Here is a 15,256-nt window from a genome sequence, read left to right as displayed (position 1 = left end):
TCACGCACTCCCTCTCACGCGTTCGCCGTTCATCGTGAGATCCAGGTCGAGGATGGAGGTCATACGGCGAGCCGGTTCCTTGTCCTTGGCCGGTGGTTCCTTGGCCGGTTCCTTGTCGAGCCACAGCCGCCTGCGGTCGAACACGGGGGCGGGCAGCGGCCGCCGCCGCGCCGGGGCGCCCTCGCGCAGTTCCGGGTCGAGCTGGCTCAGCACGAGGTGGGCGTTGGTGCCGCCGAGGCCGAACGAGCTCACCCCGGCGACGCGCACCCTCCCGGCGCCGGCCCAGTCGCGCAGCTCGGTGCTCGGCCGGAAGGGCGAGGCGTCGAAGTCGAAGCGCGGGTTGGGCCGCTCGCACGAGAGCGTGGGCGGGATCCGCCCGTGCTCCACCGCGAGGGCGGCCTTGAGCAGTCCGGCGATTCCCGCGGCGCTCAGCGTGTGCCCGATGTTGGACTTCACGCTGCCGATCGCGGTGGCGCCCTTCTCGTCGGTGCTCTCGCGGAACACCTGGGTGAGGGCGCGCAGCTCGATCGGGTCGCCGATCAGGGTGCCCGTGCCGTGCGCCTCCACCAGGCCGATCTCCGCGGCGCTGCGCCCGGCGGCGGCCAGCGCGCGCCGTACCACGTCCGCCTGGGCCTCGGGGTTGGGTGTGGTGATGCCCATCGTGTGCCCGTCGTTGTTGACCGCGACGGCCTCGATGACCGCGTGGATGCGGTCGCCGTCGGCCAGGGCGGCGGCCAGCGGCTTGAGCAGGACGACACCGCAGCCCTCGCCGGGGACGAAACCGTCGGCGCTCTCGTCGAAGGTGTGGCACCTGCCGGTCGGCGACAGCGCCTTGGCCGCGCTGAGCTGGAGGTAGTCCTCCTCATCCAGCAGCACCTCCACGCCGCCCGCCAGGGCCAGGGCCGACTCTCCGGCGAGCAGGCTGCGGCCGGCGAGCTGGACGCTGACCATCGAGGAGGAGCACGCGCTGTCGACCACGAGGTTGGGGCCGTGGAAGTCGAAGTGGTGGGCCACCCGGGCGGCGATGAAGTTCTGGTCGGAGGCCAGCCCGCCGGCCCGCACTCCCGCGCGGCGCCCGTAGGCGGACATCCTGGCGCCCGCGAACACGCCGACGTCGGCGCCTCGCAGCTCCGCCGGGTCGTATCCGGCGTCGCTGAGGGCGGTCGCGCAGCACTCGAGGAACATGCGGATGGCGGGGTCGAGCGCTCGTGCCTCCTGTTCCGCCATGGCGAAGTAGTCGCGGTCGAAATCCTCGATGCCCTCGACGAACCCGCCCCACTTGCTGATGCTCCGGCCCAGGCGGGGCTCGGGGTCGTACAGCTCGCGATGGTCCCAGCGGGACTCGGGCACCTCGCCGACGGCGCAGCGGCCGGAGGTGAGGTTGTCCCAGAAGGTGTCGAGGTCGGGGGCGCCGGGGAGGCGGCAGGCCATGCCGATGATGGCGATCTTGCCGTCGACGCCGGCGGGAAGCTCGCCGCCGGCCACCGCAGGCCCGGGTTCCGGCCCCGAAGGCGCGTCGACGTGCTCGACGGCCGCGACGGGCACGACGGGCTCAACGACCGCGACGGGCGCGACCGACGCGACGGGTTCACCGGAATCGTCCGGTTCGACCGGCTCGACGGTCTCGACCGGCTCGGCGGTTTCGCCGAGGTGCTCCCGCAGTTGCTCCAGCGTCGGGTAGTCGAGCAGCACCGAAGGCTCCAGGTGCCTGCCCAGCCGCCCCTCGATGCCCTTCACCAGCTCGGCCAGCATCACCGACTCCACGCCGAGCTCACCGAACTCGGCCGTGGGGTCGAGCGACTCCAGCGGGATGCCGAGCATCTCGGAGAACAGCGGCGCCAGCCAGTCCCGCCGCTCCTGCCGTACTGGTGCGGACGGCCGGGTGGATGTCGCCCGAGAAGGCAGGAGCAGAGCCTCGACATCCACCGGGCCGTCCTCGGCCGGGCAGGGCAGGAGGCTCGCCCCGTCCGGCAAGGCCAGGACCCGTTCGAGGATCCGCAGACCCTCGTCGTCACCCAGGGTGGCCACGCCCACGGGGGCGCAGACGTTGGGCTCGCCGCGGGCACCGCCCGACTCCTGCCACTGCGGCCAGGCGACCGACCGGAACTCGGGCCGGCCGGAACGCCGCTGGTAGCCGGCGAACAGGTCCACGAAGGCGTTGGCTGCCGCGTAGTCGGCGACGCCGGAGGCCAGCCGCGGGACCACGGCGCAGATCGAGGAGAAGGCCAGGAAGAACGCGGGGCGGTCCGGCGAGCAGAGCTCGGCGAGCACCTCCAGCCCGTCGGCCTTGGGAGCCATCACCTGCTCGATGTCGGACAGGTCCTTGTGGATCAGGGAGGGCCGTCCCTGGCTGCTGCGGCCGGCGCAGTGCACCACGCCGCCGATCGGGCCCAGGCTGGTGCGCGCCTTGTCCAGGAAGGCCGCGATGTCGGAACGTTCGGTCAGGGGTCCGGTGTGGACGAGCACGCGTGCGCCGCCGCCTTCCAGCCCCCGGATGACGTCGATCGTCTCGCGGGCGGCGTCGGGCAGGCCGGGCTTGTTCCACTGCTCGCGGGGCGGCAGCGGGCGGGCGCCGATCACCGCCAGCTTCCTGGCTCCGCGTTCCACCAGGTGCCTGGCCACGAGCGCGCCCAGGCCCCTGGTGCCTCCGGTGACCAGGTACACGGCTTCCGGGTCAGGCCGTAGCTCGGTGTGCGGGGCAGGCACCTCTTGGAGGCGTGGGCGGTGGCGCCGCCCGTCGCGGTAGCAGGTCTCGGTGTAGGCGTCGGTCGCGCCCCACTCGGCGAGGAGTTGCGCGGCCGTGGGCCGGTCGGTGTCGACGACTGTGGCCGTCGCGCCCGAGTATTCGGCCGAGAGCATGCGGACGAACGAGGCCAGCCGGGCGCCGCCCAGGCTCGGCGGCGGGCCGCCGAGGTCGAGCAGGCCGCTGGTCACGTGGAGCACCCGCAGGTCGGTACGGCCGCGCAGGGCACGTTGCAGCAGCGCGAGCCGTGCGGTCTCGTGGGCGGCGTCGACCTGGTCCAGGTCGCACAGGTCGATCCAGCCCGACGGCTCGAAGGGCAGGTCGGCGCCCGGTTCGGACGACAGGGTGACGCGGTCGGGACCGATCGCCTCGGCCAGCTCGCGGGCGAGGTCCTCGGTGCCGGGAGTGTACAGGCACAGGACCTTTCCCGTGATCTCGCGCGCCCGCGGCTCCTCGGCGGCGACCCACACCTTCTCGTAGAGAGGCGTCTCCGGCCGTCGCTGCGCAGGCGTCTCCGGCTGCCGCTGCGCAGGTGTCTCCGACTGTCGCGACGCGGGTGTCTCCGGTTGTCGCGGCGTGGGGGTGCCCGATGGTTCCGGCACCCAGCACCGCATCCGCGCGAACGGGTAGGTGGGCAGTTCGGTGACACGCGAGGCGCCGCCGCGCAGCCGTTCCCAGTCGACGTGCCCGCCTGAGACCCAGTGCCGCCCGATCGCCTGCAGGTCAGCGCCCTCCGGTTCCCGCTGGTCCGACGCCGTGGCACGGCCGCGCAGCACGCCCGCGTCCTGGCCCGTGGCGAACCGCTCCAGCCGTTCGCAGAGCTCGGCGACGCCGGAGACCACCACGGCCAGCCGTTCGCGCAGCGGCTCGCGGCCCGCCTGCAGCGTGTACGCGACGTCGGCCAGGTCAGGCCCGGCGCCTTCGTCGAAGGTCCGGACGAGGTGCGCGGCGAGCGCGTCGCCGGTCATCTCGGTGGCGGCCTGCCCGGAAGCCACGCGTCGCAGCTCCCGCAGCAGCCCTTCCGTGTCGGTCCCGCCGCCGGCGCGGCGCAGGTGCCCGGCCAGCCTGGCGGCCGACGCGCGCAACCGCTCCTCGTCGTAGGCCGACAGGACGGCCAGTTGCGGGCCGCCGGAGCCGGTACGGGACGCCGGCTCGGAGGTGTACTCCTCCAGCACGGCGTGCGCGATGGTGCCGCCGGCCCCGAAGGAGCTGATGCACGCCCGCCGCGGCCCGCCCGGCCAGTCGGCCAGCTCGCGCTGCACGCGGAAGGGCACCCGCTCCCAGTCGATGTTCGGGTTCAGCTCCTCGGCGTGCAGGGAGGGCACGAGCTTGCCGTGCCGCATCTGCAGCACGATCTTCGTGAGCCCAGCGATGCCCGCCCCGGCCTCGACGTGGCCGATGTTCGACTTGACGGAGCCGATCGGGATGCTGCCGGGCGAAGCCTGCCCGAACACCCGGAGCAGGGCGTTGACCTCGATCGGGTCGCCCAGTTCCGTGCCCGCGCCGTGGCACTCGACGTAGCCGATGGTGGCGGGGTCCACGCCGGCGTCGGCGATGGCCCGGCGCACGAGCTCGCCCTCGGCGGCCGGGTTCGGAACCACCCAGCCGTTGGTCTTGCCCGAGTGCAGCACGCTCGTGCCCCGGATCACCGCGTGGATGCGGTCGCCGTCGGCCTCGGCCCGTGAGAGCGGCTTGAGCAGGACGACGCCGGCTCCCTCGCCCGGCACGAACCCGTCGCCTCCGGCGCCGAAGCTGCGGCACACCCGGTCGGTGGCCGTCAGCTTCATCCGCGAGTGCTGGATGAACTTGTTGGGGTGCAGCGACAGGTTGATGCCGCCGACGAGGGCCAGCCCGCACTCGCCGTACCTCAGGGAGCGGACCGCCAGGTGCAGCGCGGTGAGCGAGGACGAGCACATCGTGTCGATCGTCATGCTGGGGCCGGTGAGGTCCAGGTGGTAGGAGACCCGGTTGGCGACGCCGCCGGTGGTGGCGCCGGTGTCCTGCGGCGAGCCCAGCAGGGTCTGCTCGACCCCGAAGTAGGGGTACTCGTTGTACATGACGCCCGCGTAGACGGCCACGTCGGAGCCGCGCAGGCGGGCACGGGGGTATCCGGCGTCCTCGAGCGCCTCCCAGGCGACTTCGAGGAAGAGCCGCTCCTGCGGGTCCATCAGCGCGGCGTCGCGAGGGGTGATGCCGAACAGCAGCGGGTCGAACCTGTCGACGTCGTCGAGGAAGCCGCCCCACATGCGGTCGACCGGCCAGCCGTCGCGGGCGCGTTCCTGCGGGATCCGGGTGACCGAGTCGCGCCCGGCGGCCAGGTTCTCCCAGAACGTCGCCAGATCGGGCGCCTGCGGGTACCGTCCCGCGATGCCGATGATCGCGATCGCGTCGTCGTCCGCCGGGCGGGAGACGGCGGGGGCCTGGGCGCGCTCGCCCCGGCCGAGCGCGGCGGCGACGCTCGCGAGGTCGCGGTGCTCGAAGAACAGCGTGCGCGAGCGCTCGCCCAGGTCACGCTCCAGCCGCGCGTTGAGCTGCGCCACGATGTTCGACGTCAGCCCGTACTGCTCCAGCGGCACGTGCACGTTGAGCTGGGCGGCGGGGATGCCCGACACCTCGGCGTAGGTCTGCTTGAGGTAGTCCTCCAGGTCGTCCACCGGCCTGGGCGCGGCCGTCGCCGGCCCGTCCTGGGAGATCCAGTACGGCTGGGCGGCGAACGGATACGTGGGCAGCTGCACCCGCGCGGCGGGCGTGGTCCAGTACTTCTCCCACGGCACGTCCTGCCCCGCCGTCCACGCGTCGGCCGCCTCGGCCTCGCCGGCGGGATCGGCGGCGGCGCCCGGCTTCTCCACGACACCGGGCTGCCGCTCGCCGGCCACGAACGCCTCCAGCCCTGCCCGCAGTTCACGCAGGTCGGAGCAGGTCACGGCGATCCGGTACGGCAGGGCGACCCGGCCCGTCTGGGTGGTGTAGGCGATGTCGGCCAGGGAGTCGTCCGTCTCCGCGAGGTGGTCGAGCATCCGCCTGGCCAGCGTGGTCAGCTGCTCGTGGCTCGCGGCGGAGAGCACGACGGCGTGCCGGCGCCCGTCGGGGCGTGAGGGCTCGCGCGGCGCGGCGGCGCGGAGCAGCGCGTGCCCGTGGGTGCCGGTCGCGCCGAAGGCGTTGATCAGCGCCCTGCGCGGCTCGTGCTCCCAGGGGCCGAGCCGGTCCGCCACGTGGACGGGCCCGCCGTCCACCGGCCGGTCGGCGGCGAGGGTCGGGGCGATCTGGCCGTGCCTCATCTGCAGCAGCACCTTGGTGAGCTGCGACAGCCCGGAGGCGGCTTCGAGGTGGCCGATGTTCGGCTTGACCGTGCCGACCGCCACCGGCCGCGGCCTGCCGTCGAAGACCTGGGTGAGCGCTTCGAGTTCCGCCGCGTCGGCGAGGGTCGCCCCTGCCGCGGCGCACTCGACGTAGGAGACGTCGGCGGGTGTCGTTCCGGCCCGTTCGAGTGTCTGGCGCATGGAGGCGGCCATCGCCTCGGCGCTGGGCGCGGTGAAGCGGCTGCTGCGTCCGGCGTGCGCGATCCACGTGCCTTCGATGACGCCGTGGACCACGTCGCGGTCGCGCTCGGCGGCTTGCGCCGGGCGCAGCAGGAGTGCTCCGACGCCCTCGCCGACGGTCCAGCCGGGGTGGTCGTCGTCGAAGGCCCGGCCGGCCGGGTCGTCGGTGAGCAGGTCGAGCCCGGCCAGCAGGCCCGCGTGGTAGGGGTCGGCGACGAGGCTGACGCCGCCGACGACCGCCGCGTCGCACTCCCCCTTGCGCAGGCTCTCCGCGGCCAGGTGCAGGGCCGTCAGCGCGGAGGAGCAGGAGGTGTCGACCGCGATGCTGGGGCCGGTGAAGTCGAAGAAGTAGGAGACCCGGTTGGCCGCGTCGGAGGAGGTGGCCGAGACGAGGGCCTGGCCGCTCTCCCTCCAGGCGGCCGCCCCCGCGTGCTGGTAGTCCTGCCACATCGAGCCGACGAACACGCCGACCCTCGGCGCCGCCCGGCGCAGGGAGTCGGCCGTGTGACCGGCGTTCTCCAGGCATTCCCACACGCTGTGCAGCAGCAGCCGCAGCTGCGGATCCAACTGCGCCGCCTCCTGCGGCGCGATGTGGAACAGCAGGCTGTCGAACCGGTCGATGTGCTCCAGGTAGCCGCCGGGCACCGGGCCGCGCGGGCTGGAGCCGATGGCTGAGGCGCCGGAGCTGAGGTTGCGCCAGAAGGCGTCGAGGTCGTCGGCTCCGGGGTAGCGGCCCGCCAGGCCGATGACGGCGATGTCGTCGGGCCGGGAGTACACCGGTGCCTCTCCCGTGGACGAGGACCGCTTCGGATGGGGCGCCGGTCCGCCCAGGAAGGCCTGGAGGAAACGGTGCCCGTCGTCGAGGTCGAGCTGGTCGCGCAGCCGGTCGAAGGCGATGTCGCCGATCGGGCACAGACCCAGGCCGCTCGCCGCCTGGCCGGTCATGAGCAGCTGGCCGAGGTAGCCCGCTTCGAGGGTGAGGTACTTCAGGCTCTGCTCGCCGTACAGCGGCTCGATGCCTTTGAGCTGGCCTACGAGGTAGATGCTGAAGGCCGCCCGGTCGTAGGTGGGGCGGTTGTAGGAGAAGTGCACCGTGCGGTCGATGTCGGGCCGGTCGTTGACGAGCTGGAGAGTGTGCTCGCGCGGGTGGTAGTAGTAGACGCCCTCGGCCAGGCCGTCCACGCCGTCCTCGGCCACGTGGAGGTAGGCCTGGACCGCGTAGGTGTCGCCGGCCGACGGGTAGAGGTGGCGTTCCTCGCCGTCGATCCGCCTCTCGCGCAGCAGGCCGAGCAGCTGGGACAGCGCGCGCCGCGGCACGGCGCGCTGGCCGAACTCGCGGACGCTGGAACGCCAGGCGTAGTGCTCCTGCGCCACGTCGAGCGGTTCCAGGCGGATGCCGTCCGAGCCCGCGCGCCGCAGGTTCCACTCGCCCTCCTTGAAGGCGGCGCGGTCTTCTGGCGAGAAGAACTCCACCTGGGCGGGTTGGGGTGCTGCCGGTGCCGGTGCGGGTGCCGGCGCCGGCGACCCTGCGGGGAGCTGGGCCGCCACGGTCTGCGCGATCCCGTTGACCGTCGGGTTCTCCAGCAGCGCCGACACCGCGATCCGCGTCCCCCGGCTCTTCTGCAGCGCCTTGGAGACCTGGACCATCGTGAACGAGGTCGCTCCCTGGTCCCACAGGTCCTGCGCGGGATCGACCTCGCCGCCGTCGAGCAGGCCGGCGAACAACGCCGAGATCTCCTGCACGAGCTCATCCCCCGCCGCGGGCGCCTCCTCGGCTGGGGTCTCGCCGTTCACCGGCCAGGGCAGCGCGTCGCGGTCCAGCTTGCCGTTGTCGGTGGCGGGGAACGTCGTCAGGAAGGCGACGTAGTTCGGCACCATGTAGTCGGGCAGCGTCTCGGCGGCGTGGCCGCGCAGTTCCGCCACGGAGGGCGCCTGGCCGGACTCCGCGATGACGTAGGCGACGAGCTTGCGCTCCCCCGCCTCGTCGTCGCGGGCGACCACGACCACGTCCCTGACTCCCGCGTGCAGGCGGAGCCGGTGCTCGATCTCGCCCAGCTCCACGCGGAACCCGCGGATCTTGACCTGGGCGTCGGCGCGGCCGAGGAAGGTGATCGTGCCGTCGGGGAGGTAGGCGGCACGATCACCCGTGCGGTACATCCGCCGGCCCGGCTCGCGGGCGAACGGGTCGGCCACGAACCGCTCGGCGGTCAGCTCGGGCTGGTTGCGGTAGCCGAGGCTCAGGCACTCCCCGGCGATGTGGAGGTCGCCTTCCGTCCCGACCGGACAGGGCTGCTGCTCCTCGTCGAGGATGTAGTACCTGGAGTTGTCGATCGGCCTGCCGTACGGGATGCTGCGCCAGGCCGGGTCGACGGCGCCGACCTCGAAGTAGTTGGACCAGACCGTCGCCTCGGTCGCGCCGCCCAGGCTGACGATGGAGGCGTTCGGGAACAGGCCGCGCACGGCGTCGGGCAGCGGCAGCGGCGTGTAGTCGCCGCTGAGGAAGACCAGGCGCAGGTCGCCGGTCCCCTGCCGGCCCGCCCGCTCGGGGAAGAGCTGCGCGAGCTGGTTCAGCGTGGTGGGCGCGGAGTTCCAGAACGTGATCGGCTCGTCGAGCAGGGCGTCGAGCAGCAGGTCCGGGTCGCGCTGCTGGCTCTCGTCGGCGATGTAGAGCCCGGCGCCGCATCCGAGCAGGCCGAGAATGTCGAAGACCGACAGGTCGAAGCCGAGCGAGGTCACGCAGAGCCCGACGTCTGAGGTGCCGAAGCCGAACGTGCGGTAGCACCAGTTGAGCAGGTTGAGCACCGGCCGGTGCGTCACCTCGACGCCCTTGGGCTTGCCGGTGCTACCCGAGGTGAAGATCACGTAGGCGAGGTCATCAGGCGTGTTGACCGGCTCGGGGTCGCCGCGGTCGTCGCGCGACTCGGCGTCCAGCTCGACGGCGCGCACCTGTTCGGGCACGGGCCAGCCGGGGGTCTGCGCGCAGGTGAGCAGGATGTCCGCGCCCGCGTCGGCCATCATCACGCGTGCCCGTTCCGGCGGCAGCGAGGGCTCCAGCGGCAGGTAGGCGCCGCCCGCCTTGAGGATGCCGAACACGGCGGCCACCATGTCGAAGCCGCGGCAGAGCCGGATGCCGACGATGGTGCCCGGCCCCACGTCGAGGTCCTTCAGGCGCCACGCGATGGCGTTGGCCCGGTCGTTGAGCTCGCCGTACGTCATGGTGCCCTCGCGGCTGCGCAGGGCGGTCGCGTCGGGCCTGGTCCTGGCCTGCTCCTCGAACAGCAGGTGGACGGGCTCGGTGTCGGGGAAGTCGGTGGCCGTGTCGTTCCAGGCGTAGAGCATCGTGTCGCGGTCGGCGGCCTGCCGCCTCTCCCCGCGCAGCGCCCTTTCGAAGGCGGCGAACAGCTCGGCGGCCTCCCCCTCGGCGAAGGCCGACTCGGCCACGTCCCAGTAGTAGGCGAGCCGGTCGCCCTCCCTGACCGCGATGCAGTCCAGGGCGACGTCCGGCGTGTAGGTCATCCACGGCCCGGCCTCGACGCCCTCGGGGAGGGTGTGCCCGGTCAGGTCGAGGATGCTCGTGTACACGACGGGGAAGGCGTAGGACCTGCGGCGCCGCTCCTTCATGATGATCTTGCGCAGCGCGGCCAGACCCGCCAGCGTGCCGTGCTCGGCGTCCGCGGCGATCTGCCGGTGATAGACGCCCGGCGCGTCGTCGGCGGTGTGCGTGACCCAGCTCAGCGCCGTGAACTCGCCCGGCCGGTAGGGCTGGGACTCCTCGGTCCACCGCACCACCGACACGGTGAACGGGTCGGTGAAGCGCGCCGACAGGGCGTCCGTCAGGGCGGCCAGCACGAGCGCGTCGGGCGTCACGCCCTGCTCCCGCGCCGCGGCCTCGATGCGGTCCCACTCGGCCAGGCTGCCCAGCAGCCGCGTGCGCCGCGAGGGCGCGCAGTCCAGCGGCGGGCCGGGCGGCATGTCGCCGAACCGCTCGCTCCAGTAGCCGTCGTGCCGTTCCTCGACGTGCTGGTCCGGCGGCAGCGGCTCACCGGCCGGGGCGGAGGGGTCGTGGTAGAGCCGGAACAGCTCGCGCATCACGCGGTGGATGCTCATGCCGTCGAGCACGGTCAGGTCGATCGCGATGTGCACGGTGTCGCCCTCGGCGCGCAGCTCCCACTGCGGCCAGCGGCCCAGCGGGAAGGCCCGCCCCGCCATCTCCTCGACGCTCACCTCGTCGACGACCGGGATCGTCCACGTCTGCGGCGCGCGTGCCCTGACACGTGACCGGCCGTCGTGCGTGACCTCCGAACGCAGGGCGTCGTAGGCGTGGACCAGGCGCATCCACGCCCCCGACAGCCGGTCCACGTCGAGATCCTGCACGTGGAAGCTGTGGTAGACCTGGCAGCCGTCGAACTCGTGAGAGCCGCCCGCGCGGGCGACGAAGTAGGCCTGCTGCAGCTCGTTCAGCGGCCGCTCCACGGCGTCGCCGTCGGCGGCCAGCGCGCGCAGCGAGTTGACGAAGGCCGCGAACACGCTCTCCAGCACGCCGGGTGCGAACCGGCCGGGAGTCACGTCCCAGCGCAGCTGCAACGCCCCGCCGTACTCCCCCATCTGGTGGTCGAGCGCCACCCCTGAGGTCTGGCTCAGCGCGTACGTCACCGGCGGGACCAGCTCGTCGGGCCGCGCGTCCAGCAGGCTCGTGAAGACCACGGGCAGGCTCACGCCGGACCGCAGCTCGCGCATGACCGTGACACCCGGCACGCCGGCGTGCCCCAGGTCGCTCCACAGCGCGTGGTGTACGGCTCGCGCCGCCTCGCTGAGCGGCTCGCCCGAGGTGTCGGCGGCGGCGAACACCGCCGTCGACGTGAACGGGCCCACGACCTCGTCCACCTCGCGGGGCAGCCAGGCCCTGCCGGTGGTGGTCAGGGCGATCGGGAAGGCCCGGCCCTGCGCCCGCTGGAGCGCCTCGGCGAAGAGCGTGAGCACCAGCGAGGTCGGGGAGACCTCGAGATCGGCCGCGGTGGCGCGCAGCGAGCTCCACTCCTGCGGCGTCAGCTCGGCCGTCATGGCCACGCGCTCGCCCGCCTCGTCGGAGTGCATCGCGGGACCCTGCGGCAGATCGGCCAGGCGCTTCTTCCAGTAGCCGAGGTCGCCCGGGTTGCCGCGGTAGCCGTCGAGCGCGAGCACGCAGTCCCTCAGCGAGAGCGCGGGGTCCGCGAGCTCGTGCTCGGGATCGTGATAGCAACGCCACCAGTCGCGCAGGAGCACGTCCAGCCCGCGCCCGTCCGTCACGCTCGCGTCGATGCCGAAGTGCACCGTGCTGGAGTGCCCCGTGCGCTGGCCGGACACCTCGATGGCGAACGGCGGCCACGCGCCCACGGGTGACACATGCCGGGACATGCGCGCACGGACCTGCTCGCCGTCGCACTCGTGGACGGGCAGCTCCCACTCGGGGGCCCGCTCAAGCACGCGCTGCGTGCCGTCCTCGCCCACGACCAGCCGGAGCGCGTCGTGGTGCTCCACGACCCGCTGCCAGGCCGAGCGCAGCCGTCCGGCGTCCAGGCCGTCCACCTCGAACTCGCGATACACCTGGCAGCCCACGGCGTCGGCCGAGAAGTCTTCGTCCTTGCCCAGGACGTAGGACTGCTGGACGGGTGTGAGCGGGAAAGGGTCGAACCTGGAGCCGGGATCGGCCTCGATCACCGGTCCCGACGGCTCCGCCGTACTCCCCTGCTGGGCCCTGCCCCTGACCTCGTCGATGCGCGCGGCCAGCTCGGCCGGCGTGGTGCACTCGCCCAGCCGCTCGACCGGCAGGTCCAGCGAGAACTCCCGCTGGATGTCGAACCACACCCGCACCGCGGAGATCGAGTCGAGCCCGTTCTCCCTGAGCGACGAATCCGCGGTCAGCTCCGCGTCGCCTGGCAATGCCTCTGCCAGCAACCGGATGACCGCCTCGATCGTGCTTTCGTTCTGATCCATGGCCTCCTCCGTGCTTGCGACGCTAACGACGCGGCGCGGCCGTGCCTGCTCAAGACTGAGCAGTCGCGCGGATCGGCCCCGGCTTACGTTCGTGGCATGTCAGACGCCTGGATCTCCGGAGGAGACCCCCGGAAGGACGCAGAGGTACGGCTGTTCTGCTTCGCGCACGCGGGAGGCGGATCGGCCCTGTTCCGCAAGTGGGACGCGCACCTGTCACCGACGGTCGACGTGTGTCCCGTCGTGCTGCCGGGGCGGGAAGGGCGCCTGCGCGAGATGCCCTTCAACCGGATGGAACAGCTCGTGGAGCCGTTGTTCCGCGCGCTCGCGCCCCACGCCGACCGTCCCTTCGCCCTGTTCGGGCACAGCATGGGCGCCGCCGTGGCGTACGAGATGGCGCGCAGGTTCGCCGACAGCCCGCACGGGGAGCCGGCCGTGTTGTTCGCCTCCGGGCGGCGCGCGCCTCACCTGCCCACCAGGCGGCGGCGCTTCAGCGACCTGTCAGAGGACGAGCTGCTGGACGAGCTCGCCACGCTGAACGGCACGCCCGCCGAGGTGATGGACCAGCGCAATCTGCTCGAGGTGTTCCTGCCGACCCTGCGGGCCGACTTCGAGCTGAACGAGTCGTACACGCCGCTGCCCGGACCCGGGCTGACGTGCCCGGTATCGGCCTTCCTCGGCGACACCGACCCCGAGGTGGACCAGGACGAGATCGCCGCGTGGGCGGACGCCACCCGTGGGCCGTTCATGCTGCGGCTCTTCGAGGGCGACCACTTCTACCTCAAGGGGCCGCGGACCGAGGTCCTGGAGGCCGTCCGCGAGGACCTGGCTAAGCTGCGCCTCTGAGCTCGCGCAGCCGGGCCTCCAGCAGCTCGGCGGCCCCGTCCATGAGCCGCTCGGCGATCAGGTCGACGTGCCGGTTGCGCCAGTCGGCCAGCTCGGTGCCCGCGACGAACCGGTTGAACGACCCCATCGCGGGCCCGCAGTGCACCTGGTAGTCCACCCGCTGGTCCTCGGCTCCCTCCAGCGCGAGCCGGATGGAGTGCACGAAGTACCAGCGGAAGATCAGGGCCATCCGGTGCTTGGGGTCCCGCTCGGCCCTGGCCAGTTCGTCGGGTTTGCGCGCGGCCAGGTAGGCCTCGGTCTCGGCCCAGACCTCGTCGAAGGACCTGCGGAAGTACTTGTCCTGGATCGTCCGCCTGGTCCTGTCGTCGATCTCCTCCAGCGAGCCGTGCCGCCGGTAGAGCTCGTACAGCTTGTTGGCGCGGGCCGGGAACAGCGTGCCCTTCCTGGCGACCTGCACCCTCGCGCCCATCTCGAACATGTCGCCCGCCGGGGCGTAGGCGGTGTCCTGCACGTCGAGGTCGGCCAGCATGCGCTTGACCTCGGGAGAGGTCCCGGCCTCCGGCGAACATTGGTTGACCGAGCCGGTCACGACGAACTCCGCGCCGAGCACGAACGCCGCCGCGACCGCCTCGGGCGAGCCGAGACCGCCGGAGGCGCCGACCCTGACGGGCCTGGCGTAACGATGACGAGCCATCTCCTCGTCGCGCAGCTTCACCATCGCCGGCACCAGGGCGTACGGCGAGCGGGCGTCGGTATGGCCCGCCGAGTCCGCCTCCACGCAGATGTCCTCGCTGATCGGCAGCTCGGCCGCCACCTCGGCCTCGGCGGGGCTCAGCGCGCCCTGTTCGGTCAGGCGGCGCAGGATCGCCTCGGGCGCCGGCCGCATGAAGGCGCCCGCGACCTCAGGACGCGACACCTTGGCCAGCACGCGCCGGACGGCGACCGGCCGGCCGGACTCGTCGCGGTGGGCGCCGGCGAAGCGGTAACGCACGAGGGGCGCCGTGATGTGCGGATAGGCGGCCGCCTCGACGTAGCGCACGTCGTGGCGCAGATACAGCTCCACGGTGTCGCGTTCGAGCCCGTCCTCGTCGAAGCCGTAGAGCAGGTTCATGCCGAACCGGGTCCCGACCTCCTGCTTGATCGTGCGGATCGCCGCCTCGATCTCGTCCAGGGTCAGGCCGCCGGCGCCGAAGAAGCCCATCAGGCCGGCCTTGCCCATCCTGATCACCAGGTCGGCCGAGGCGATGCCCTTGAACATGGATCCGGCCAGGTAGGCGTGACGCACGCCGTAGTCCTCGCGGAAGGTGCGAGAACCGAGGGTGGAGTCGGGGACGCTCGGCGTCTCCTGCCTGGTGACGTCCCACAGTTTGGAGAGCACGGTGCCGGGGCCCAGCTCCACCAGCTCGTCCACGCCCTGCCCCATGAGGTACCGCATGCCGTCCAGCCAGCGCACCGGGCTGTGGATCTGCTTGCGGAGCAGCTCGGCCATGTCGCCGGCGGTGTGCGGGCGGCCGGTCACGTTGGAGAGCACGGGCACGCGCGGCTCGGCGAGGTCGACGGCCTTCAGCTCCTGCGCGAACGCGTCGGCGGCCTCCCGCATGTGACGCGAGTGGGCGGCGACGCTGACGGCGAGCGGCACGCACTTGCCGCCGTCGGCCTCGATCGCCCCGGTCACCGCGGCGAGGTCGTCCTGGAGCCCGGCGAGCACCACCTGCTGGGGCGAGTTGTAGTTGGCGATCTCGACGTCGGTCCCGTGCACCAGCGCCTCCAGACGGTCCACCGGAACGCCGAGCACCGCCGTCATAGTGCCGCCCTTGGCCTGGCTCATCAGCTCGCCGCGTCGCGCGACCAGCCTCAGGCCGGTCTCGAAGTCGAAGCAGCCTGCCGCGAACAGCGCCGTGTACTCCCCCAGGCTGTGCCCGGCCAGGTAGTCGGGCTTGCCCTCCTGCGACAGGTAGCTGAGCGCGTTGACGGTGTAGAGCGCGGGCTGGCTGAAGCGGGTGTCGCGCAGCCGCACGGGATCCTGGCACAACTCGGCGATCGAGTACCCGAGGATCTCGTCCGCCTTCGCGCACAGGTCGGGGTGGCGTTCCAGGACGCCCTCACCCATTCCTCTGCGCTGGGAACCTTGGCCGGGGAAGACCCATACGACTGCCAT

General features: G+C 72.6%; 3 protein-coding genes. 1 reads left to right on the top strand and 2 read right to left on the bottom strand.

Going from position 1 to position 15,256, the window contains the following annotated elements; all coding sequences use genetic code 11:
* Positions 1–12,255 carry an amino acid adenylation domain-containing protein gene (locus ACIBH1_RS31570; protein WP_397317608.1) on the bottom strand — a complete coding sequence of 4,085 codons (12,255 nt, stop codon included), beginning with the start codon at positions 12,253–12,255 and terminating at the stop codon, positions 1–3.
* 96 nt (positions 12,256–12,351) lie between these two features.
* On the opposite strand from ACIBH1_RS31570, the gene ACIBH1_RS31565 reads away from it, so the two are divergent.
* The gene (locus ACIBH1_RS31565) at positions 12,352–13,098 is read left to right on the top strand and encodes a thioesterase II family protein (RefSeq protein ID WP_397317607.1); all 747 of its coding nucleotides are present in this window, start codon (positions 12,352–12,354) and stop codon (positions 13,096–13,098) included.
* Here ACIBH1_RS31565 and fabD read toward each other — a convergent pair.
* Complete coding sequence (fabD, locus tag ACIBH1_RS31560) at positions 13,082–15,256, bottom strand: ACP S-malonyltransferase (protein WP_397317606.1); 2,175 nt, start codon at positions 15,254–15,256, stop codon at positions 13,082–13,084. The two genes, ACIBH1_RS31565 and fabD, sit on opposite strands and share 17 nt — an antisense overlap.

This window comes from Nonomuraea sp. NPDC050663, assembly GCF_044456985.1.
Classification (GTDB): Bacteria; Actinomycetota; Actinomycetes; order Streptosporangiales; family Streptosporangiaceae; genus Nonomuraea.
The sequence above is the reverse complement of the archived record's forward strand: the minus strand, read 5'-3'. Positions and strand labels throughout refer to the sequence as shown.

Coding starts and splice junctions, on each gene's coding strand:
- ACIBH1_RS31570 (WP_397317608.1), bottom strand. CDS start 12,255: ATGGATCAGAACGAAAGCACGATCGAGGCGGTCATCCGGTTGCTGGCA.
- fabD (WP_397317606.1), bottom strand. CDS start 15,256: ATGGCAGTCGTATGGGTCTTCCCCGGCCAAGGTTCCCAGCGCAGAGGA.
- ACIBH1_RS31565 (WP_397317607.1), top strand. CDS start 12,352: ATGTCAGACGCCTGGATCTCCGGAGGAGACCCCCGGAAGGACGCAGAG.